20 protein-coding genes and 4 pseudogenes are annotated in these 21,340 nt (G+C 42.3%); 13 read left to right on the forward strand and 11 right to left on the reverse strand.

Features of this window, described 5'->3' with window-relative positions:
• Positions 1-10: 10 nt before the first annotated feature.
• From ACYQ0Y_RS09930 to ACYQ0Y_RS09950, 5 genes are all read right to left on the reverse strand, one after another.
• Entirely contained in the window at positions 11-3,178 is a 3,168-nt protein-coding gene (locus ACYQ0Y_RS09930; RefSeq protein WP_407884950.1) for a type I restriction endonuclease subunit R, read from the reverse strand.
• Between the two features lie 163 nt (positions 3,179-3,341).
• Positions 3,342-3,710, reverse strand: coding sequence for a hypothetical protein (locus tag ACYQ0Y_RS09935; protein ID WP_407884952.1), 369 nt, complete (start codon positions 3,708-3,710; stop codon positions 3,342-3,344).
• Positions 3,703-4,023, reverse strand: coding sequence for an acetyl-CoA carboxylase (locus tag ACYQ0Y_RS09940; protein WP_407884953.1), 321 nt, complete (start codon positions 4,021-4,023; stop codon positions 3,703-3,705). Before ACYQ0Y_RS09940 ends, ACYQ0Y_RS09935 begins: the two co-directional genes overlap by 8 nt.
• A complete protein-coding gene (locus tag ACYQ0Y_RS09945) occupies positions 4,016-5,317 on the reverse strand; it encodes a Y-family DNA polymerase (protein WP_407884955.1) in 1,302 nt (433 codons plus the stop codon). The genes ACYQ0Y_RS09940 and ACYQ0Y_RS09945 overlap by 8 nt, the downstream gene beginning before the upstream one ends.
• Before the next feature lie 242 nt (positions 5,318-5,559).
• Positions 5,560-5,637 carry a putative holin-like toxin gene (locus ACYQ0Y_RS09950; protein ID WP_076661461.1) on the reverse strand — a complete coding sequence of 26 codons (78 nt, stop codon included), beginning with the start codon at positions 5,635-5,637 and terminating at the stop codon, positions 5,560-5,562.
• A 303-nt stretch (positions 5,638-5,940) separates the two neighbouring features.
• Here ACYQ0Y_RS09950 and ACYQ0Y_RS09955 point away from each other — a divergent pair, with 303 nt between their 5' ends.
• The 3 genes and pseudogenes from ACYQ0Y_RS09955 to ACYQ0Y_RS09965 form a co-directional block, all read left to right on the forward strand.
• Positions 5,941-6,969 (forward strand): IS30 family transposase, encoded by a 1,029-nt coding sequence (locus ACYQ0Y_RS09955; RefSeq protein ID WP_407884957.1) that lies wholly within the window; start codon positions 5,941-5,943, stop codon positions 6,967-6,969.
• Positions 6,970-7,028: 59 nt separating this feature from the next.
• A complete protein-coding gene (locus tag ACYQ0Y_RS09960) occupies positions 7,029-8,027 on the forward strand; it encodes an FRG domain-containing protein (RefSeq protein ID WP_407884959.1) in 999 nt (332 codons plus the stop codon).
• Between the two features lie 105 nt (positions 8,028-8,132).
• Positions 8,133-8,369, forward strand: a pseudogene (locus tag ACYQ0Y_RS09965) (recombinase family protein); the annotation flags it as partial.
• Here the strand turns inward: ACYQ0Y_RS09965 and ACYQ0Y_RS09970 are convergent.
• Positions 8,362-9,149, reverse strand: a protein-coding gene (locus ACYQ0Y_RS09970; protein WP_407884944.1) for an IS5 family transposase whose coding sequence is annotated in 2 segments (ribosomal slippage) — positions 8,362-8,891 and positions 8,891-9,149 — 789 coding nt in all. Because the reading frame shifts where the segments join, the coding sequence is not laid out codon by codon here. The pseudogene ACYQ0Y_RS09965 and the gene ACYQ0Y_RS09970 overlap by 8 nt on opposite strands.
• 51 nt (positions 9,150-9,200) lie before the next feature.
• Between ACYQ0Y_RS09970 and ACYQ0Y_RS09975 the strand changes: the two are divergent.
• Positions 9,201-10,028 (forward strand): annotated as a pseudogene (locus ACYQ0Y_RS09975) (IS30-like element ISLpl1 family transposase); the annotation flags it as partial.
• Between the two features lie 104 nt (positions 10,029-10,132).
• Here the strand turns inward: ACYQ0Y_RS09975 and ACYQ0Y_RS09980 are convergent.
• From ACYQ0Y_RS09980 to ACYQ0Y_RS09995, 4 genes are all read right to left on the reverse strand, one after another.
• Entirely contained in the window at positions 10,133-10,996 is an 864-nt protein-coding gene (locus tag ACYQ0Y_RS09980) for a lysophospholipid acyltransferase family protein (RefSeq protein ID WP_407884942.1), read from the reverse strand.
• The gene (locus ACYQ0Y_RS09985; protein WP_014386901.1) at positions 10,993-11,943 is read right to left on the reverse strand and encodes a glycosyltransferase family 8 protein; all 951 of its coding nucleotides are present in this window, start codon (positions 11,941-11,943) and stop codon (positions 10,993-10,995) included. The genes ACYQ0Y_RS09980 and ACYQ0Y_RS09985 overlap by 4 nt, the downstream gene beginning before the upstream one ends.
• A 17-nt stretch (positions 11,944-11,960) precedes the next feature.
• Entirely contained in the window at positions 11,961-12,737 is a 777-nt protein-coding gene (locus ACYQ0Y_RS09990; RefSeq protein ID WP_407884940.1) for a lysophospholipid acyltransferase family protein, read from the reverse strand.
• Positions 12,738-12,954: 217 nt separating this feature from the next.
• A protein-coding gene (locus ACYQ0Y_RS09995; RefSeq protein ID WP_243884837.1) for an IS5 family transposase occupies positions 12,955-13,742 on the reverse strand; the annotation gives its coding sequence in 2 pieces (ribosomal slippage) (positions 12,955-13,475 and positions 13,475-13,742; 789 coding nt in all).
• Between the two features lie 95 nt (positions 13,743-13,837).
• On the opposite strand from ACYQ0Y_RS09995, the gene ACYQ0Y_RS10000 reads away from it, so the two are divergent.
• Positions 13,838-15,589 carry an ABC transporter ATP-binding protein gene (locus ACYQ0Y_RS10000; RefSeq protein ID WP_367334194.1) on the forward strand — a complete coding sequence of 584 codons (1,752 nt, stop codon included), beginning with the start codon at positions 13,838-13,840 and terminating at the stop codon, positions 15,587-15,589.
• 271 nt (positions 15,590-15,860) lie between these two features.
• On the opposite strand, the gene ACYQ0Y_RS10005 is transcribed toward ACYQ0Y_RS10000, so the two are convergent.
• Positions 15,861-16,739 carry a glycosyltransferase gene (locus ACYQ0Y_RS10005; protein WP_082836707.1) on the reverse strand — a complete coding sequence of 293 codons (879 nt, stop codon included), beginning with the start codon at positions 16,737-16,739 and terminating at the stop codon, positions 15,861-15,863.
• A 237-nt stretch (positions 16,740-16,976) separates the two neighbouring features.
• Here ACYQ0Y_RS10005 and ACYQ0Y_RS10010 point away from each other — a divergent pair, with 237 nt between their 5' ends.
• The 8 genes and pseudogenes from ACYQ0Y_RS10010 to ACYQ0Y_RS10045 form a co-directional block, all read left to right on the forward strand.
• Positions 16,977-17,147: a hypothetical protein gene (locus ACYQ0Y_RS10010; protein WP_155515909.1), complete on the forward strand. Its 171-nt coding sequence runs from the start codon at positions 16,977-16,979 to the stop codon at positions 17,145-17,147.
• Positions 17,148-17,228: 81 nt separating this feature from the next.
• Positions 17,229-17,360: pseudogene (locus ACYQ0Y_RS10015) on the forward strand (IS5/IS1182 family transposase); the annotation flags it as partial.
• A gap of 159 nt (positions 17,361-17,519) precedes the next feature.
• Positions 17,520-17,720, forward strand: a complete 201-nt coding sequence (locus ACYQ0Y_RS10020; RefSeq protein ID WP_056986382.1) for a hypothetical protein — start codon at positions 17,520-17,522, stop codon at positions 17,718-17,720.
• A gap of 436 nt (positions 17,721-18,156) precedes the next feature.
• Positions 18,157-18,342 (forward strand): annotated as a pseudogene (locus ACYQ0Y_RS10025) (short-chain dehydrogenase); the annotation flags it as partial.
• A 363-nt stretch (positions 18,343-18,705) separates the two neighbouring features.
• On the forward strand, positions 18,706-19,497 hold the full coding sequence (locus tag ACYQ0Y_RS10030; RefSeq protein ID WP_056986383.1) for a ParA family protein: 792 nt from the start codon (positions 18,706-18,708) through the stop codon (positions 19,495-19,497).
• Between the two features lie 71 nt (positions 19,498-19,568).
• Positions 19,569-19,808: a hypothetical protein gene (locus tag ACYQ0Y_RS10035; protein WP_010011603.1), complete on the forward strand. Its 240-nt coding sequence runs from the start codon at positions 19,569-19,571 to the stop codon at positions 19,806-19,808.
• Positions 19,809-19,832: 24 nt separating this feature from the next.
• Positions 19,833-20,204, forward strand: a complete 372-nt coding sequence (locus tag ACYQ0Y_RS10040) for a hypothetical protein (protein ID WP_062916848.1) — start codon at positions 19,833-19,835, stop codon at positions 20,202-20,204.
• Between the two features lie 503 nt (positions 20,205-20,707).
• The coding region (locus tag ACYQ0Y_RS10045) for a replication initiator protein A (protein WP_164505770.1) at positions 20,708-21,340 on the forward strand (633 nt) is incomplete at its 3' end.

Genomic DNA, 21,340 nt, shown 5'->3' on the forward strand with positions numbered 1-21,340 from the left:
TTAACCTCACTTATTTTTGTAAATAGATTGCTAAATCGTGTTCAATAAACTGCCGCCAAGCGGCCTGGGATTTAATCCGGTATAGTGGCAAAATAGCTGGAATCTTCGGCCCAGTGGCAGTTTGAGCTTGTAAGGCCGCTGTTAAATTCGCTGACTGCGTTAATTCTTGTTCATGGTGCCATTCATCAGTACCCACGGTGTGTTCACGCGCTACCCGCAATAGGGCTGCTTGATCTAAGCCCCACGTGTGGGCAAAGGCCGTCGTTTTTTGGACCAATTGTCTCTGAGCGTAATCAGCCACCAACTCTCGAGCATTTAACGCTACTGGAGTTTGATTTTGAATACTCTGTTGCTGAAACTGTTGCATTTGTTGCTCAATATAAGGCATGGCTTCGCGAATTAACTGGGCCTGTTGCGGTTGCGTTTCCGCCAATTTATTCAAACTAGCCTGTACTTTGGCACTATTTTGCAGATAATCCGTCATATGCGCTTGGGCTTGATCAGGCGTCGAGTACTGTTGCTGTTCATCAATCCAATCTTGAATTAATTGCGTCAAATAATCATAATCCACCAAGACGACTGAACCAACGGCTAAGGAAAAGTCTAAAGCGGCCAACTCTTCGGGGACTTTCTCAGGCTCTTGGTTAGTAACCGCCGCTTTAATCCGCAGATATTTACCCGTATAGGATTCTACTTCGGGCTGAGCAATACCAAAGGCCTTTTCACTATTTTTCCAAGTGAAATCGTTGTACATGGATAAGGAATTCAATTGTTGATTCACTTGGCGAAAGGCTTTCACAAACTGTACCTTGGCAGTGGTTCCTTTCAGGTCATCGGCAGCCGTTGGTGTTGGAGCAATGGCTTTTAAATCCACCACAGCCTTTTGAAATTTTAAGACAGCCTGCTGATAAGTGGGACGAATGATGACATTAAAAGAGCCTTCGCCACTATATAACTTATAAGCTTCACGTTCATTAGCTTCCATGATTGCCGGTACCCGAAAGGTCACAATTTGGCCTTCTTGTTTTAATTCCCGGTTTTGGAGCCGGTTGGTGCGTGAGTAGGCTTGAATGAGTTCTTGATAAGCTAAGGTGCGGTCAACAAAGAGCGTGTTTAGCCGAGGGGCATCAAAGCCTGTTAATAAACGGCGTACGACAATCACTAAATTTATTTCTTGATCCGTTTGTAAATGAGCAAAGACAGCCTCACGCCGGGCGGCCCGTTTCGCGACATCTTCGTTGTAGAGATTCAAATCAGTTAAATCAAAATTAGTGTGATACTGCTGATTATAATCTTTTAAAATGGTGGCCATTTGGTCATGTTTTTGCGCACTCTGATCTTCGTTTTCACTTAATGAATAAGTAATCGCAATTCGGGGCCAATCAGGATCTAGCTGATTGTGAGTAGTCTTTTTCGCGGCTTTAAAGGCTTGATAATAGCGTTGCGCCATTTCAATGGAGCTGGTGGTTAAAATCGCATTGTAGTTGCCATGACCCAAACTCGTTTTACGTGGGCCTTTTTGTAAAATATATTGAACAACTTGTTGGATATGTTCATCAGTCTCAAAGTCAGCCGGAGTTAAATACGCTTCTTCCAAGTCCTTGACTGACATCGCTTGAATCTTGGCTTGAATTTTCGCTTCATCAGCCGTACTCAGCAGGCGGCCTTGCTTATCACGACGCGCTTTGACGCGCTGAGTTTCTTTTTCGAGGGCCCGGGTTATTAACGTGTCTTTCCCAATCGTCGTTACGTGTTCCACGTTAAACGGTAACACGGTTTGGTCCTCTAAGGCGTCTCGCAAGTTATAAACATGACAGACTTTACCAAATAGCTCCTCCGTCGTAACTGCTAGATCACCTTTGAGCTGTTTCTTGTTTTCATTAAAGATGGGGGTGCCGGTGTAACCATACCAATTACTATTGACAAACGCTGCCCGAATTTCCTTTTGCATCTTACCAAATTGCGACCGGTGGGCTTCATCAACAAAGAAGATCACCCGTTGCTTTAAAGTTTTACTAAAGCGGGATTGCTTACCGGTTGCCAGCTGGGCTTGCGTTTTTTTGACCGCCCGATGAAGTTTTTGAATCGAGGTGACCAAGACCTTACCGTCATTTTGTTGCAATTTACGCATTAAATCACCGGTGTTTTGGGCTTCGTTAATGGCAATATCATCATTGGCGGCATAGGCACTAAAGTTGCTGGTTGTCTGTTCGTCTAAATCCCGCCGGTCAACTAAGAAGATGACCTTATCGACACCGGGATCTTGCGCCGCTAATTTAGCGGTTTTATATGAGGTGAGTGTTTTACCAGAACCCGTGGTATGCCAAACAAAACCATCTTGATGGTCGTGAATCCGGTGCATCACGGCTTCAATCGCATAAATCTGATAAGGCCGTAAGAGAATTAAGCTTTGCCGCTCTTGGTCGATGACTGTATATTCACTGACCATTTTGTGGGCCATGGGAATATTAAGGACTTGGCGCGTGAACGCTAAACCGTTTTCCACGGGGTGATTATCCCGCGTCCGCCAATTAAACAAAAAAGCTTTATTGAAATGATCCGGTTCGGCATTCGCAAAATACGCCGTACTATCCGGCGTCATAATCACAAACATTTGCAACAGCGAGTAAATTCCCGTATATTTACCTTCCTGTGCGTATTTTTCAATTTGATTAAAAGCCTGGTTAAGTTCGACCGTGGCTTTTTTTAGTTCCAATTGAATTAAGGGTAACCCATTAATCAATAGGGTTACGTCAAAACGGCGATCAGGATCGACATCTTGAGTACCAGCTAACCGTGGTCGCACTGCTTGTCGGACAACTTCATAACTAGATTTACCGCCAGCGACGTCCGCTTTCCAAAATAACTCGAGTGTCACCGTGCCCAGCTTAGCACCATCACGTTCAACTTCCACTTTGCCAATGCCATTTTCGGCGGCTAGTAACTTAGCTGCTTCGTAAGGTGTCCGGACCTCAATCGCCCGTTTAACTTGATTAAATTCGGTATCAGTTAGGGGGTATCCCTGCAATTTAGCATAGTTATTGTTATTTAATTTATCACGAAAATTAGCCCATAATTGATCCGGCGTCGCACCATATAGGTCTTTTCGTTCCACCCATTGATTGCTTCCAGTCGTTAAGGTTTTAACAACTTCTTTTTCAAACGACAGTTCCAACATAAAAACAGTCCTTCCCCCACTTTTAAATTACTCACTAGTTTATTATACGCGAACAGATTAGCGTTTAGGCTTCATAATTTAATATAGCTAGGATACAAATAAAGCCAAATAGACAAGCATCAAAAAAACGGAAGGTTAATTATTAAGTAACCGTTCCGTCCTTTTATGTTGAAACATTTCGAATTTCTGGTAGTGGGATAAACCGATCAGCATCAACCACAATATCATTGGCATTGTAACCATGAATCAAGGTGGTGATATCTGGCCAATGACGGTTGTTTTGGTCAACCGTTTTTAGTTGAATGATCACTGGTTGTTGACGCTGATATGCGTCTGCCAGTTGTTGGGTTATCTCTGCTAAGGATTGTTGCGGTCGCGGAACATAGACTTCATTCAATTGCTGCTTCTGTTGGTTTAAAGCAGCAGTATGGTCGGATAAATAGAATCCCTGCCATTTCATCATGCCCCGGTCATGGTAATCATGTTCAAAAAAATGCTTAACCGTGCCTAAATCAAAGTCTTGGTTATTCAAGGGGCACCCGCTTTCGTTGAATCAGCTTTTGACTTGCCGGCCACCGTTCTCCTGTAAAGCCGACAAATTCGATCGTTAGCTTTATATCTTGTCGTAATGCTTTTAGTAAATTTTCTAAATCAGCTAAATCATAGTTAGCTAATTTATATAAGGGAACGGATTGCAAGCGCTCGTTAACCCGCTGACTGTTAAAAAACAGATTATAGGTCTGATCGTAGGTATCATTAGTCAACATTAACCAATAGCGGGTTTTGGGACGCCGCTTAAACAATAAGGTTAACCGACCCTTAATAATCTCGATATCGCTATTCATAGCTATTGCCTCCATTATGTCCGCCCACTAGTGAAGCCCGCTTGATAGCAGTGCCTCCCTTTAATAAACTGGTCGCGTAAACTAGTTTGGTGAACCCAAATTGCCGGTGAATTTCATCAATCACCTGGTTTAACCGGCTACGGCGAATTTGGTTGCGCGGGGTTTCAAATAAATTAAGTTGTTGGCCGGAGTTGGCACTTAGTTTACTGCTATAAACACCAATATTCCGGACAGCTTGACCGTCCCAATTCTGACGGAATAACCACAATAATTGTTGCGTCAAAACTTGATTGTCATTAGTTGGTTCAATTTTTAAAGCCTGGTTAAAGCCACCGCGACCATCTGCTTCAGCTGCGGCATAGGAAAACCCAATGCTTAGCGATAGACACCCCGCCAGTTTATGGTGGTGCCGAAGCCGCGCCGCCACCTGTTCCCCAATTTCTTTAATGACGGTTTCAATTTCGACTTGGTTAAAATAATCTCGTGGCAATACTTGCGAATTACCCAGGCTAGCTTCTTTAACCTTAGTTGGTTCCGTAACTTGCGCGCGATCAATTCCCCAGGCCGTAGCAAATAACTGGCTACCAATGACGCCAAGCTGCTGTTTGAGTAAATAAGGGTTGGTATGGGCTAGCTCATACATATTGTGAATGTGAAGGCGGTTCAAACGTTTCGCCATACGGGGGCCAATCCCCCAAACGTCCGTTAATTCAGTAATTGACCAAATTTTATCCGGCACAGTTTCGTAATGGATTTCACCGATCAATTCATGATTATGTTTAGCGTAAAGGTCTAAGGCTAATTTAGCTTGCACCGGATTGTCACCAATTCCCACGGTGGTATACAAGCCTAGCTTTTGCCGAACTGTCTTTTGAATCAAGCGTGCCACTTCGCGAACGGAATTGCCAAACAGCCGCCAAGTATGGGTCATATCAAGAATGCTTTCATCAATTGAATACGGCCAAACCTCTTTTTCAGTAGTAAATTGATGAAAGATCTGATTGATCTGCAAATTACGTTGAATATAAAGGTTCATGCGCGGGGGCACGACCCACAACCTGGGGTCATTGGGTAAGTCACGTTTACGGGAGACGTTGGCTTTAAGATGAAATAAGTGCTTAGCTTCGGGTGACGTGGCTAAAATGAGCCCGCCATTAGTATTTTCAGCTTCGCTAAGGACCACTAACGGGACTTTTAAGGGATTAAGGCCCCGGGCAACGGCTTCGCAACTAGCATAAAAGGACTTGTTATCGATTAAGAAGAACACGCCATGCGGTTCATCATCAAAAAACATTTAGATCACTTCCGTTAGCTTTTACCTGTATTGTAGCATATAAAGCAAACGTGTGTTCCCTAAGAACTGGCAGAAAGTTGATTAAAAATAGTCGAAAGTCCATTATAGTCATGCTATAATGTAGACAGAAAAAGGGAAGCCCCGCTGATAACAGGACTTCCCATGTAGAGCCGTTTAAGACGGTGGCAAACTTAATAGATTAGATCAAAAATAATCCATCTGCTCGCCAAAGCTAAGACGGATTATTTTTTTTGCTGACTTTTGATCAGCTCAACAATTAATGCGATTAAGGCCACGATAAAAGTACCGAAAGCCAGCATTAATTGTAAAGCGTCCGACACGGACACCTAGGCTACTCCTTTCGTTAGGATTTATGGGCTTTAAAGGTTTAACACCATAAGCACCACCTCCGATTGGAAATAGCCACCGCCTTAACTTCTCTACAGGCTTCAATTATACAAGAGGAATAAAATATTGGCTACGTTACAAGAAATCATTTTAGCGCGCGTTTTATAATCAAGTTAGCCAATTAGATCCAGCTAATTGAAAAAATAAAAAACACCAAGACAAATCTCTGTTATCATTGATGTTCCAACACAAAAATGAAAGAGGTTATTGTCTTGATGCAAGAACAGAATACCACAGTCCGAGAAAAAGGTCACCACCTAACTTCATTTGAGCGCGGCAGAATCGCCACCCTACACAGCCAAGGATACTCTAACCGCGCAATTGCTAGAGTTATCGGCGTTTGTCATCAACCAATCAGTAATGAACTACGCCGTGGTGAGATCGACCAAGTTAAAAAAGTGAACGGTCAACGGCAATATCACCGCGAGTACTCGCCAGAAGCGGCACAGGCCAAATACGAAGCTAACCGAATGTCCTGTCATCGACCTTTGAAACTCGCTGGTGTCGCTGACTTTATCAACTACTTTACGGCCCATTTGCACCAAGACGGTTGGTCGCCTGATGCCGCGGTGGGCCGTGCTAAACTTGAAGGCTTATATCAACCTGAGGAGATGGTTTCGACCAAGACGTTATACCACTATATCGATGCGCAACTACTTGAAGTCCGTAATCTTGATCTGCTCGAAAAAAACCGGCGCCGCACCAAACACCACCATTCACCCAAGCATAAGCGTCTGGCCGGACGAAGTATCGAAGAGCGACCTAAAAGTATTGATCAGCGCCAAGAGTTCGGTCACTTTGAGTTGGATACCGTAGTCGGTAAACGTAACGGCCAAGAAAGTGTCATTCTAACGCTGATCGAGCGCCAATCTCGCTGTCAGATCCTGCGTTTGATTGATGGCCGTGACGCCGATTCAGTCAACTACGAACTGGCTAAGATCTGCCAAGAATACGGGCACATCATGAAGTCCGTTACCGCTGACAACGGGGCAGAATTCGCAGCGGCGGGGACGGTGCTTGACGGGGTTGCCGACCTTTATTATGCCCACCCTTACCGCTCTTCAGAACGAGGCACAAATGAGGCGCATAATCGAATGATCCGTCGTGATGTGCCTAAGGGCCTGTCCATGGATACTTTAGGCCCTAGTGATATCCAAGCAGTGGAAGCCAAGCTAAACAACTTACCACGCCGGCAGTCAGGTTGCCAAACCCCAAAAGAGCTTTTCTCCGCTGCCGCTGGCTAAAGATTGAATCTTTAAAATATGAATATCAATGAAAATACTGTCTTGCCGGGATTTATTGCGTGGCTAATTTGTTCTTGCAATTTGGGGAAATCATTTTAGAAGCTAAGAATAATAACAATTTCATTTATCGAGGGTGTGCATTTGAAAATTATGATTTAGTTCCAACTCTAGCTAGAAAGCTAAGAGCCGAAAGGCCAAACCAAGATATAAGTTTTGACCAATATGATATTTTTGCTGCTATTGTAGAAAATGCAGCTAAACGGGGATATAGAGAAGTTAATATGAATGGAAACTCAAACGAACTTTCTCAGCATTACGGGATAGACACTAGTTATCTTGACTGGAGTTATTCGGTGTATGTAGCTTTATACTTTGCGTTCACTAGTTATATTAAACAGTTTGTTGACGAAAAAATTTTAGATCAAGATATCGATATTTGTAAAATGTATTGTCTTAGAGACGACTTCAATAAGCACAAGTATTGCATATATAGACTTAATAAGACCTTGTATGCTGAATTAAAGAAGCAATATCCCAAATTACCGCTAATAGTATATGATACTGATCATAAAAACAAAAGAATGGAATCACAACAGGGGCTGCTATCTAGCATAGATACAAATAATGTGGCGCAAGGTTCTAAGGTTCAAGATTCTCAAATTCAGATATTAGTCGACTGGCTTCATTCTAACAACTCCAGTGATTCTTTAGAAAAAAAAGACAATAAATACTTATGGAAGAACGAAACTCTTTTAGAAAAAATAACCTACAAACTACCGCAAAGGGATCGAAATTGTTTACAAAAATATTTACAAGAAAACGGCGTCACCAGTACAAAATTATTTCCAGATTTTGAGGGTGTAAAAAAGAACATAGAGTTTTCAGAAGACTATAACATTTTGAGAGATTGGGAAATCGACTATCAAGAAGCTCCTCTTCATTCAAATTTTATAGCCAAAGAAGATTTATTGAAAATGGCAAATGGAGATCAGAAGGTTATAGATTCAAGATTAAATACAGATCAGCTAAAGGAAGGCGAATTTTTCCTTTTTCACTAAGTTAGTTTAATAACCAATAGGGTATACCCTAGTGGCCTTTTTTATTTCTGTGCTATACTAGGAATTACAAGTGTTCATTAGAACTGTCCAAAAGGAGAATTGGAAATGGCTAAAATCGGTTATGCGCGTGTGAGTTCCAAGGAGCAACATTTAGATCGACAGTTAGCGGCTTTAAAAGACGTTGATAAATTATTTACGGATAAATTAAGTGGGGCTAACACTAATCGGCCAGAACTGCAAAAAATGCTGGCCTATATTCGTGAAGGTGATATTGTAATGGTCACTGAATTAGATCGCTTAGGCAGAAACAACCATGATTTGACTAAGAAGCTGTCTAAAATCTCTTAAATAATAGTGCTAAAAACGCTAAAACGACCATTTGCAGACTGGTGGTTAATTGACGCTCACAATTTTTCCAAAGTCGCCGACAATTCTCTAGCCAACTAAAAGATCGTTCGACTACCCAACGTTGGGGCATGACTTCGAATCGATGCAACTCATTGCGCTTCGCAACCTGCACGGTTGCGTTTAAATTACTGGCTACATCGAGCTGAAAATTAACGCCTGAATAACCACCATCAACTAAGACATTTTGAACCTGGCGTAAATGCATGGCATGTAAAGCGATCATGGCACTGGCCCCGTCTCGATCAGAGACGTTCGCTCGCGTCATGTGAATGGCCTGCGGAAAGCCATTGATATCAACTGCCAGATGGCGCTTAATCCCCGAGATTTTCTTACCAGCGTCGTAACCTTTGTTTTCAGCAGTAGCGGTGTTTTTGACGCTCTGAGCGTCAACGATAATAAAGGAAGTTAAAGCTGAACGTCCTTGGTAAGTTCGCCGAGCAATGACAATTTTTTTAAAACTTGTTCCAATAAAGAATCAGCCGTAGGCTCAGCTTTAGTTGACCAAATTTTGTAATAGTTGTAAACTGACCGCCATTCTGGGAAATCACCGGGGACTTGACGCCATTGGCAACCGGTTTTCAAGACATATAGGACCGCACAGAAGACCTCGTAGAGGTCATATTTTCGAGGCTTAGTTCGCTTACGAAAATTTTCTAAAGCTGGTCGAATTAATTCAAATTGTTGCCGAGTAATATTGCTGGGATAATTTTTCATAGCTTAAACTCGCTTTTTACATAGAAGTATATCAAAAATCATAGATCTTGGACAGCTTCTTATGAATTATCTCGATGTCAACCTTATCAGGCTGAATTAGCACAAACAGATGCCGAATACAAGCGATCACGATGTGGTCGGAAAACTAAGCTGAGCGATGAGTTAAAGCAAAAAATTCTCAACCATTTACGTCTAAGCTGGTCACCAGGAATGATTGCTCACGAATTTAAACTAGCTACTAAATCTATTTATAATTGGCTAAATCAGGGGAGAATTGGTTTCTCCTTGAATGATCTACCTGAACATGGCGTACGCCAACGGCGTAACGTTGACCAACGATCCAAATATAATCAATCTTTGGGGCGATCAATTGAACAGCGTCCCATGATGATTAATCAACGTAATCGCATCGGCGATTTTGAACTAGATACAGTCGTTGGTCCTCGTGGGCATAGTAAGGCAGTTTTATTAACTTTAATCGATCGAAAATCACGGTTCCTTTGGGCATACCGGTTAAAAGATCGGACGACAGCGACTGTTAATGAAGCACTAACTAAGTTCCTAACCACTTTTAATGGTCCGGTGCACAGCTTTACTGTGGACCGTGGCACTGAGTTTAGTGGGCTAGTATCACTTGAATCACAATATGGTATTAAGACCTATTACTGCCATGCTTATACTCCAGCTGAACGTGGTAGTAATGAACGCTTTAATCGGAATTTACGTTATTTTTATCCTAAAGGGACTCGTTTTGAGCACATTAGTGCTCAAGATTTAACGACGACGTTACTCCAAATTAACCAGCGACCGCTTAAAATACTCGACTGGCAAACACCGTATCAGGTTATGCTGACAAATTTGTCCAAAAATTCGGATTAAATTTGCAATCTACCTAACTAATTCGTTATTCGACCCTAAAAAAGGTATGACTGTGAATGAAAGATCATTTTGTTCACGGTCATGCCTTTTTGTTGTCCATTTAGTTATTGATAATGACCAGGAATGTCGTCTGGACTAAAATCCTTAGTGAATTGACGATCATAGGCCTTTTCATAGGCAGCAACTTTTTGTTGGTAATCAATTTGGCGCATCTTTTCGGCAGCTTCCCGCTGTGATGTGGCCGACTTTTCGACCGCATCCGGATAAATTGGCGGTAACACATGGACCGTATAATTGATGCCATGCGGATCCGATTTGGTCGGGGCGTCAACCATCGAAACAAAGCAGGACACGATTGGCACATTCAATCTAACGGCGTAGTAGTACGCTCCCCGTTCAAGCGGCCGCGGTTTGCGATAGTTGAACCACATTTCCCGTTCCGGATAAATTAGAATTGACTGTTTGCGTGCCAAGCTACTTTGCAAAAGGGCAATAAACCCCTTGCCCATGTAATTGACGCTGTCGCTGACAGGTATCGTATCAGCGTATGTCATCAAAAATCCCAGCATCCCGGGCATTTTAAGGTTGGTGAGCTCAACGACAATCGACAAATCAGGTTGATTCAGGGCTGATCGAACCAGCAGGCTGTCAATCGGGCTAAAGTGGTTACAGGTAATGATTGCCGGCCATTCCAATGCCTTTAAATTGTCAGTCCCCTCAACTTTTAAATTGGGATTCATCATCCTCGCAGCCATATTCATGACCGACCGGGCTTCGGCTGCCCGCCAATGATAACGTTTAGTTTGGTGAAGCTTCAAGAAGTGGTCCAACACCTCATGCTGCTCGGTAAGTGTCAGTACTGGATCATGTAGTTCGACTTTTTGATTAATTTTTCCCTGACGGACGTTTTCAGCAATGTTTTGAATCACTTTGTCACGCTCGCCAAGCTTTACCGGTGTAAAAGTCATAGGGCAATTTTTACTCCTTGCTTGGCCCTTGCGTAAAATGTCGTTGGGGTCTTAATAATATCAACGGCTAATTGAATCAAATCGGACTGATTCTTCTGATCACGGGCAACTTCTTTAGGATTCATATCTGCGAGCTGCTGTTTTAACATGGTCTCGTAATCGGTTTGTTTGGCATAGGTCCAAAAATAGCTTTGTCGAGGGGCATCATCATAGCGCCACGGCTTGGCAAATAAGTTATAGTGAATCAGCCAGGGGTCAACATCCTGTGGCGTGGTGATTTGGATGTTCCATGACGGGTTCAAATAATAAATTCGATTTCTCGCGATGGCATTCATGTAGTCCTGATCCGGGGCCAAACTCTTGAAATGGTACTTGTTCAAGAGCTGCAAAAAGTGTTCAGCGAATTTTGAACGGCGCATTTCAGCCAGGTTCATCAACAACACGCCGGAATTAACGTATTTCTGTGAATCAATCCCAACGGCTTGTTCAGCATAGTCAATCGTTTCCGGAGTGTGGCCGATGAAGTGATCCGGCACTGCGCCAACCAGGTTATCCCCCAGCTGGGTATCAAATAATTCACCCACGTCCTTTAAAACCACCGTGTCCGCATCCAGGTAGAGCGCCTTATCCAATTTGGGGAACAATTCAGCAATAAACAGCCGGAAATAAATTGTAAAGGTAAAGTAGTCACTGCGTAGTTTGTTATTCTTATCAGTAATTTCTTGCTTCAAGCGGTCATTAATTGAAACAAACTGAATTTTGAGGTTGTCCGTTTCAAAGGCTTTAAGCCGCCCTTGATTGTCGGTATTGAGATCATCACACAACACAATCACCTGGTAATGCCTGTCCGGTGATGTATGCGCGACCAGTGAAGCCAGTGAAACTGCCAGATAAGGTGCATAATTGTCATCGACAGCGTAAAAAATTGGCACGGTTTGATTTTCCATAATGAATCCCCCTTAAATCAATGTGATTGATGCTGGTAGGTCATAAATGACACGTTGCTTTGGTGACTGCGGGTCACCATTTGGGCATGAATCTGATCGTGGAGATTTTGTTGGCGTTGTTTACGCGGAAGTGACTTGTCCGGCATAAACGGACCGTCGAAGTATACCACCTGCTTGGGTCGGCTCAACAGTCGGCCTTTTTGATATATAATCGTCATGCTGTAGCTGGGCAGGTCGGCAGCGACTGGATAATGGAATGCGCCAACTGGAAACGGACGAATCTTGGTGTAATACGGCCAAACATGGGCTTCGGGATAGATAAACACTCGTTGATGCTGGTCCAATCGAGCATTCATCGCCCGCTGGAATTGGATCATTTGTGATAATTTCGCGGGTAGGATCAACGCACCACCCATCGCCAAGAGACGACCGACGATTGGAATACCAAGGTTGGCAGGTTCCGCAATCGGATACGCCCGCCGGGGTATTGCGACCAGCATCGGTAAAAGTGCATCCCCCAGCGGCTGGGTATGGTTGGCATAAATGAAGGCGCCCCGTTTGCCTTGGGTGCGCAGACACCGTTTGTTTCGAAAAGACGTCCGCAAATACAGCCGACAATAAACGAAGCTGACAACAACCGCCACCCAGTAGACGACCGTCGCCGTTACGCGGTAAAACCAATTTTGATGCAGCCAAATGTAGCCCTCAGGAATGGTGGCATTTTGATTTTTGGTAAAGACCACGTCATCATCAAAATCATGATACGTAAACACTTTTGATGTCCGTTTAGTCATTACCAATGTCATCCTTTCTTCCGAGAAGTTAAAATCATGAACAGAACCATTCTACCCCAAATATGACATTATTTTATCATACGGGACGTTTAAAAATGGCAATTCACTAAAAATCGCCCTTTAAATGATGAAATTGGTGTAAAATTAAGGCTTGCTATGCTAGGATATTTGGGATAACAATGGATGTATACACATCATTAGAAGCTGTTTGAGGTCTCTATTGACGAGCAAGCAGGATCCCTATAAAGGCCATAGCAACCATGACTTTACTGGTATTTAACTTGCGTTCGCAATTGAACCAAAGCCGTCGCCAGTTGGTTAACCAACTGAAACTACGTTCCACGACCCAGCGCTGTGGCGTTACTTGACCGTTCTTCAGATCACTTTGTTTGGCGATAATGACATCTGCACCAATGATTGCATGGACCGACTGGGCGAAGTTGTCGCCTGTATAGCCACCATCGGCCATCACTCGCTGAACAAGATCAAACTGCTCTTCATTTAACGCGAGTAAAGCGATCGCACCGTCCCGTTCGGAGACATTAGCTGTGGTAATGTGGATCGCGAATGGGAGACCATTAATATCAACGGCAAGGTGGCGTTTAATCCCACTGATTTTCTTGCCGCCATCATACCCTTTATTTTGGGGTGTTGCCGTATTTTTGACACTTTGCGCATCAAGAATTACGAACGACGTTCGTACCGATCGTCCCATTCGTAATCGCTCTCGAGCGACAATTTTTTTAAAAGCAGGTCAATCAGGGAATATTCCGAATTAGCTAATGGTTTTGACCACATGGCAAAGTAAGTGTAAACGGTTTGCCATTTCGGAAAATCATGCGGCAACTGACGCCATTGAGCGCCCGTACGAAGCTCGTAAAGCACTGCATTGAAGACATCAAATAGGTCCACCCTTCGAGGACATGTACGCTTGCGAAACGTCTCAAGGTCAACGCGAATCAATTCAAATTGGTCACGAGTGATATTGCTTGGATAATCAGTCATAATGAAGTCCTTTTTTTTTACATATTTTACCGGAAATTCAAGCGTCTTTCAAAGACCTCAAACAGTTTCTTAGAAGGATTTAGGGGATAATTTTGATGCAAGCTCAGTCCAAGAACAATACCAAGTTTAACTTTAAAACATTTATGGGCCTAATCAACCGAATTCACCCCCGTTACTGGCAACTGCTGCTTGGCTTTTTTCTAGGAGTTGTCGCAACGGCGATGCAATTGATGGTTCCCGGCATCGCCAAGGGGATCATCAACTCAATCGGTCATTCAATGGATGTCGGCCTAATCGTTGCCGTCATTTTACTATTCGTTTTCAGTACCATTATTGGAGCCTTTTCCGGCAGTATTTTAGGCTTCTTCGGTGAAGACGTCGTCTATAAGCTGCGAACAACACTTTGGGATAAAATCTTAACCCTGCCGGTGGGTTATTTTGACCAAACCAAATCTGGCGAAATAACGTCCAGGTTGGTCAATGATTCCACACAGGTCAAGGAACTGTTGGCCAATTCGGTTCCCAAAACCGCAACTTCGATTCTACAACTGGTTGGCGCATTGGTCTTAATGCTCATCATGGACTGGCGGATGACTATCATTATGTTTATCGCCGTTCCGCTCGTCTTGATCTGCCTGCTGCCAATTGTCCGCCAATCCCACAAAGTTGCCAGAGCGAGACAGGACGCACTGGCAGATCTCAATGGTAAAGCCGGTGAAATGCTGGGCGAAGTCCGTCTAGTCAAATCGTCTACCGCAGAAAACTTAGAACGAACAGCCGGCGATAAACGGATGTATCGCCTTTATCGCATCGGGTTAAAAGAAGCGATCTATGATTCAATTGCCGGACCTGTAATGGGCATGGTCATGATGGCCATGGTCCTGGAAATTCTGGGCTATGGTGCGATCCGGGTTCGGGAAGGTGCCATTGATATTGGGACCTTATTTTCATTTCTGATGTACCTGGTTCAAATGATTAGTCCATTTGCGGTTCTCGGCCAATTCATGTCTGATGTTGCCAAGGCAAGTGGCTCAACCACTCGAATCCAGGCATTATTGCAAACTCATGAAGAAGATCGTCTGACTGGAACGGATTTGGATATTGGCGATCAAACACTTCAGATGAACCACGTCAGTTTTTCTTATGATCAGCATCACCCCATTTTATCCGGCGTGTCGTTTACGGCAGAACCCAATTCGGTCATTGCCTTTGCCGGACCATCCGGCGGTGGCAAATCAACCATTTTCAGCTTAATTGAACGTTTTTATGAACCTAACGAGGGCAGCATCACGATTGGCAATACCAATATTACTGATATTCAACTTGCCGATTGGCGCCAGCAAATCGGCCTGGTCGGCCAAGACGCTGCGATCATGTCTGGAACGATTCGTTACAATTTAACCTATGGTTTGCCGGGGCATTTTTCCGATGAACAGCTTTGGCATGTCTTGGAAATGGCTTACGCAACGCAATTTGTCCAGAAGATGCCTCGGGGCTTGGACACGGAAGTCGGTGAGCGTGGAGTCAAGGTATCGGGGGGCCAACGCCAACGATTGGCGATTGCCCGGGCCTTCCTGCGTAATCCAAAAATCTTAATGTTGGATGAAGCAACGGCGAGCCTGGATTCCGAGTCCGAAATGATGGTCCAAAAAGCGCTGGACCAGTTGATGGCCAATCGAACAACATTGGTGATCGCCCACAGGCTAAGCACAATTACCAACGCCGACGAAATTTATTTCATAGAAAACGGCAGGGTAACGGGCCAGGGAACCCACCAACAGTTAGTGAAAACGACTCCTTTGTATAGGGAGTATGTGAAAAATCAGAGCGCGACGAGCAACGGGTGAGGCGGTTTCTAAGGGTACTTTGATTGAAGTCCCTGGGTTTGGGACTTTAATTAAAGTGCACTTAGAAGTTAGCCTCAGTTGCGTCGGAGCGTATTTTAAAGGCCGGAGGGATCTCAAAATCCCCTAACCCCACCAACCAATCGATAATTCTTCCACTTCCTGCACACCAATCCAATCAAGACAAAATATAAAAAGAGCCAATCATTCCAAAAACAGGAATAATCAGCTCGTTCATTAAGATTCTAAGAGCAACACATCTCGCATCGCACCCTCACTCAGTTTTCAATTCCCCTTCAGCATCCAATTCAGCCATAATCTCCTGATACTCGGCTAAAATATCATCATATTCATGCAAATGAAGTTGCTGGTGAACTTTATCAACTTCCCAAGGCTTGACCGAAACCGTGTGGACGATCGGCCATAATTTCCAGCGGGTGGAGAAATGCTGAAAAACGGTGTCAGATTGAACATCCTGTTGCTCATTGTATTTTTCAGGGGCAAAAGCCTTGTGCTTGGCCAGCTTATTCATCGCGGACTGGTCCGGCATAATCATCGGCCATTTTCGGCAGCATTCCCGGCAGCGGGCCAGTAATTTGTCTTGTCGGATCATATCCAGGTTCATCAGGAGCATCCCCGAGTTAATGTAATCAAATGCTCTCAGTTGATGATGGAAGAACCAACGACCGTAATGATCCAATACGCCAACAAAATCAGTTCCTGCCAGTGATTGATGATAAAAATCTTCAAACGGCCGGCGACACACAACGTCAGCGTCCAAATACAGAATCCGATCGGAAAATTGCGGCACCAAATCACTATACAGCCGCAACATACTATAGGGCGTGAATAACGTGTTGATGTTCGCCTTGGGCAAATCCGCCTCAAACTGAGTGGTAATGTCAATTTTGGTAACGCCACTATCGACATTTTCCCGCTTGACCAGTTGATTCAAAAAGGCTGCGTGATCGTCAGTCAGCGCTTGAAATTGCTGATGACGATTATACAATTGTCCAGTTAAAATGTAGATGTTGAGTGGTTCTTGCGCGTGTTTTGTCAGTGAGAGGATTGAAATAATCAACCCCGAAAACATGTGGTCATCTCCACAGTATAAAATATCCAAACCGCATTCATCCCCCAATTCGTGTCTCATCAATCAAAGTGTGTCATATTTCCAGAGAAATCAACGTCCTCGCAAAGTGTTAAACTATGAAACCCCATATGAAGTATTTTTTGACAAACCGTTGCACTTAATTTGACAATTCAAGAAGATTAAATAATTATATTAATCTTAAGTTATTTACAAAGATATACAAAATACCCCACAAACACATGTGCGGTATACCCCCAAAGTTAAAGTAAAAAGCTTTAACTTTGGAGGTATTTTTTTATGACCAAGATTTCAAAAGCCCTCAAATTGCGTGCCCTGATCGACTACTTTGATGATCAAGGTAGTCTGAGAACCATTGCTAATAAGTATCAGATATCACTGGGACTCTTTAGAATGCTGGTTGCCGCTTATCAGACACATGGGGCTAAGGTTCTGTTTGAGCCACCCTAAGTAACGCCGCAATTTAGAATTCAAATTGCCAGCTGGGCGATTAGTCATCATGCCTCATATAGCCAAGTGGCCGCTAAGTTTGGCTATGTTGAACGATCCTTTAGTTGGATAGAAAAATGTCGACGACTGTGGAAAAATTGCGAAAGGCAGTTACATACGAGCGCCACAATGATGACCTTAGCCTTTATGTCAGTTCTATTGCGGCGCTTTTAAAGATTTCAAACAGTTTCTAAGAACAACATTACTAGAAATTAACCAACGATCGTTTAAAGTTAGCAAACACCGTATCAAGGCTTGCTGGATAATTTGACAAATTATTCGGACTAAATTTGCAATCTACCTATTGCATATCTATTCGCGGAGGCAACTCAAATGGGAACAGCAAAAGAAGCGAAAACAATTTTAGATATGCTAACCTACAGATTGGCGAAATCACTGGGGATTCCCAACTATGGGATCAAAAAGGGCGGCACGGCAGATATTGCTGTATTTAATACTAACAAACTAAGAAATGTGCTGCTTGAGAGGCCTCAAGTAATAACCCTGTACAAAGCTGGAAAACAGATTTACTAAAGTTCAATCCCATTACTCTAACAACTATTGCTTGGTCACACCCTATCAAAGATGTGCGAAACAATAAATAGTAGATTAAGTTGACACCACCCGTTGAACGGGGGGGGTGTCAACTGGCAAGCAATCTCAGACGTGGTGGCTGACTGAATCTTTTCCGTTGAGACTGCCACAATTTCTTTAGCCATGGAGCATCATCTTCAATTTAATTGATGCTCCAACTGTATCAAAAGGGACGCCCTCATTAGAAGACGTTCCTTGGTTTATGCTTACCTTTATCGATGGTCTCCAAGAGACCTATGAAACTCAAAAAGAGGAATCTCACTAAGTTCTATCGTTTCTTTACGGCTGATAATTTGTTAAACAGAGAAATTTTCACTGATTCAAATAAGCTCAACTCGGTCAATTTTGACCACTGCCGAAACTTAGCTGATCACAACTAGCCTCTACATCTGGAACTGGTGGACATCCAAGCAATGCCTCAGGCGTAATTGTCAGTAACCAGGCAATTCTTTTACTGGTCAAAGGGCTTGCAATTGAAATGGCTCCGCAGTAATGGGTCAATGCTGTTGCCCCAACTTGGACGGTAACTGGGTTGTGGAGGGATCTTATTCGTGAACAATTGCAGCCCGTGTGCCGCTCTTTTTTTGGAAGCTTTTTTAGGCTCATTTGAACGTCAGAAACAGCACCTTTCCCTAACCAAGGAAAGGAATTACGATGACTGTAAGCCTCAAGACGATCCCCTGCTTGTAGCAATACAAACAGGAGTGTATAACGTCGATGTGACCCGAAACACTGGTATTAAGCGGGCAACCTTTATAAGATACTGAAAGCAATTTAGTGTTAAAAGATAATGAACTTAGCTAGTCTCTACAAAGTATTTATGAATACATACCATATGCATTAATTGTACATATAGTCATTATGTGTTATTATGTTTATAATGATATTCATTAAGCATACTTAGTATATATGAGGAGGAGTACTAATGGAAATTATCACATTTTCAGCTATAAAAGGCGGCGTTGGTAAAACTACCCTAGCTTTTAATTATGGTGAGTGGTTAGCAAAAAATGGCAAGCATGTTTTATTTATTGACTTAGACCACCAAAGTAATTTAACCCAGACTTACAACATTTACGACAATCAAGACACCGTTGGCAACATTTTCTTAGATCGAGGGAAAGTCAAAATACATGAAATAAGTGCTTATATTAGTATAATTGCCGGAGATATGCACCTTGACGATATTGAGCGTACCATTGAAAATAAGACTAACAAAAACATGTTCCTCTACATGTGGTTGTCAGATAATTATGAACGTTTAAATTTAGGAAAATTTGAGTATATTATTTTAGATTGCCACCCAGATTTTTCTACTGCTACCAAAAATGCAGTCATCATCAGTAATGCTATTCTTAGTCCAATCACGCCCAGTGAACATGGGTATAATGCAAAATTTAACCTAGAAGAAAGAATTAACGAGTTACGCAAAGAAGCCATTGATTACTCTACTAGAAAATCTTATGTCACGACCAAATTATTTTTTATCGCCAACATGATTAAACACAACACAAGATCATCTCGCGAGTTATTAAAAGCCTTAAAAGGCGATTCCAGTGTATTGGCTACAGTTCCAGAAAAGGAGCTATTCAATCGTTCAACGTTGGATAAAAAATCTCTTTCAAAAATGGCTGAAGACCACAAAACATATATTGATCAACATGAATTTTTCGACAGTATGGACAAAACATTTAATGAAATCACGGAAAAATTATAAATATTTCGTACACGTATCAATCACATGTATACTCAATACGTGTGCATGTTAATTATAAAGGAGGACTACCTATGGCATTCGATCCAGAGAACAAAAACATAAAAAAGGCACTACAAAAAAATGAAACAGAACAGCCAACTGATACTAAAGATAAACTTGTTATTCCTGTTTTTAAAGATGAAGAGGAACGTACTAAGAACTATACCTTTTCACTTCAACCTAGCGCACGCAAAAGACTTGACGGTCTGGCCAAAGAACATAATTTTAAGTCTGCCTCCAAATTTTTAAATGAGCTTATAAAAAATATGTGATGTCACTTTAAGGGGGGAGTTGTTATGGGAATTTCAATAAGTGTTATGTTTGCCAGCCTTATTGTCTTTTGGATAATCCCAGCCATTGGAATTGCAAAAAATCACCTGGTAGATGACCGCTTTTTTATTCGACAGTGGTTATTTCCAATGCAGTATTGGTTACAGCTATTATTCGAAAGAATCAGCGGTAACCGTCGTATTGTCGTAAGAATTTTACAGATAATGTCTCTGTTTATCACGTATTTTTGCGGGTTACTTATGCTCCTCGTGTTTAGTGCTTTTGATATTAATACAGCCAAGCATTTTAGTGTTTTTATATTATTTGAATATTTACTGGTATCTTCTATCGCCTACTGGTTTCAACCAAAAGCTGGTAAAATATACAAGACCAAATAAAGTTGCCGCTAGGTAAGCGCTATGCTAGACTAAGATTAATTTAACAACCGAATAAAGAGATCAAGCTAAACAGAAAAATCCCCGATTCACGAGGAATCAGGGATTTTGGATTTAGCAAGTAGCTAATAGAGAGCTACTTAGATTCAGACAATTTAGACCGCCAAGTTAAAATCGTCTGAACATTGTTCTTAATTTGTAGGTTAATTATACCGCAAACCAGTCCTATGGGACAAGTGAAGGATAGTTAAAAACAAATTAAATCCAATGGACTAAGTAGCTAACCAATGCTATTTAGTCCATTTTTGTTGTTAGAAATTAAAAAAAGTTGCCGTATAGGCAACCCAGAATAGACACATGCCGGTGAATTTACAAAGCCGATCACGTCCAATGTTCGCTTTGTAATTCAGTTAAAGCATACCAGATTTGTATTTTAAAACAAGTCAGATGTTTTAGCAACTCTCTTTTAAGACGGCCTGTGTCAGTTAAGAAAGGGAGCTTTTATTATGGATCAATCAAACTTTAACTTTACAAATGCTAAAAGAGCCTATGAAGTAAAGTTCTACGCTTTGCCGCAGATCTTACTCCAAGGAGAAAAATATAAGGATCTTAGCGATAGTGCCATTTTACTTTATTCGGTGTTACGCGATCGTCTAAGTTACTCACTAAGCAATAATTGGGTTGACGAAAATAACAACGTATATTTCATATACACAAACAATGAACTAAAAGATTTACGAAACTGGTCAAATAATAAAATCAATAAGATTAAACACGAATTAATCGACGCAAACCTTTTGTATCAAAAACATATGGGTTTTAATCCAAGATCAGGCAAAAACGAACCAAATAGATTATATTTGGCAGATTTGGAAGTAACAGCAAAAGACGTTTATATTAAGCGAGAGCCATTAAAATCGCCTGAACCCCTTGGTACAAGCGGACTTCTCAAAAAGAGAAACCCGCATGATACCGTTGAACCCCTTGGTACAAACGGACTTCTCAAAAAGAGAAACCCGCATGATACCGTTTCTGATACATCTGAATCCCTTGGTACAAGCGGACTTCTCAAAAAGAGACAAGATCTAGACTATACTAATAATTTAGATACTAATAGATACAATATAGATACTCAAAAG

The organism is Furfurilactobacillus curtus, from assembly GCF_054657915.1.

Bases quoted from the DNA above. Each gene is read 5' to 3' on its own strand.
- ACYQ0Y_RS10005 (WP_082836707.1), bottom strand. From the start codon at position 16,739: ATGAGACACGAATTGGGGGATGAATGCGGTTTGGATATTTTATACTGT.
- ACYQ0Y_RS09990 (WP_407884940.1), bottom strand. From the start codon at position 12,737: ATGACTAAACGGACATCAAAAGTGTTTACGTATCATGATTTTGATGAT.
- ACYQ0Y_RS10035 (WP_010011603.1), top strand. From the start codon at position 19,569: ATGGCATTCGATCCAGAGAACAAAAACATAAAAAAGGCACTACAAAAA.
- ACYQ0Y_RS10040 (WP_062916848.1), top strand. From the start codon at position 19,833: ATGGGAATTTCAATAAGTGTTATGTTTGCCAGCCTTATTGTCTTTTGG.
- ACYQ0Y_RS10030 (WP_056986383.1), top strand. From the start codon at position 18,706: ATGGAAATTATCACATTTTCAGCTATAAAAGGCGGCGTTGGTAAAACT.
- ACYQ0Y_RS10020 (WP_056986382.1), top strand. From the start codon at position 17,520: ATGGGAACAGCAAAAGAAGCGAAAACAATTTTAGATATGCTAACCTAC.
- ACYQ0Y_RS09930 (WP_407884950.1), bottom strand. From the start codon at position 3,178: ATGTTGGAACTGTCGTTTGAAAAAGAAGTTGTTAAAACCTTAACGACT.
- ACYQ0Y_RS09940 (WP_407884953.1), bottom strand. From the start codon at position 4,023: ATGAATAGCGATATCGAGATTATTAAGGGTCGGTTAACCTTATTGTTT.
- ACYQ0Y_RS09945 (WP_407884955.1), bottom strand. From the start codon at position 5,317: ATGTTTTTTGATGATGAACCGCATGGCGTGTTCTTCTTAATCGATAAC.
- ACYQ0Y_RS09985 (WP_014386901.1), bottom strand. From the start codon at position 11,943: ATGGAAAATCAAACCGTGCCAATTTTTTACGCTGTCGATGACAATTAT.
- ACYQ0Y_RS09955 (WP_407884957.1), top strand. From the start codon at position 5,941: ATGCAAGAACAGAATACCACAGTCCGAGAAAAAGGTCACCACCTAACT.
- ACYQ0Y_RS09980 (WP_407884942.1), bottom strand. From the start codon at position 10,996: ATGACTTTTACACCGGTAAAGCTTGGCGAGCGTGACAAAGTGATTCAA.
- ACYQ0Y_RS10010 (WP_155515909.1), top strand. From the start codon at position 16,977: ATGACCAAGATTTCAAAAGCCCTCAAATTGCGTGCCCTGATCGACTAC.
- ACYQ0Y_RS09950 (WP_076661461.1), bottom strand. From the start codon at position 5,637: ATGCTGGCTTTCGGTACTTTTATCGTGGCCTTAATCGCATTAATTGTT.
- ACYQ0Y_RS10000 (WP_367334194.1), top strand. From the start codon at position 13,838: ATGCAAGCTCAGTCCAAGAACAATACCAAGTTTAACTTTAAAACATTT.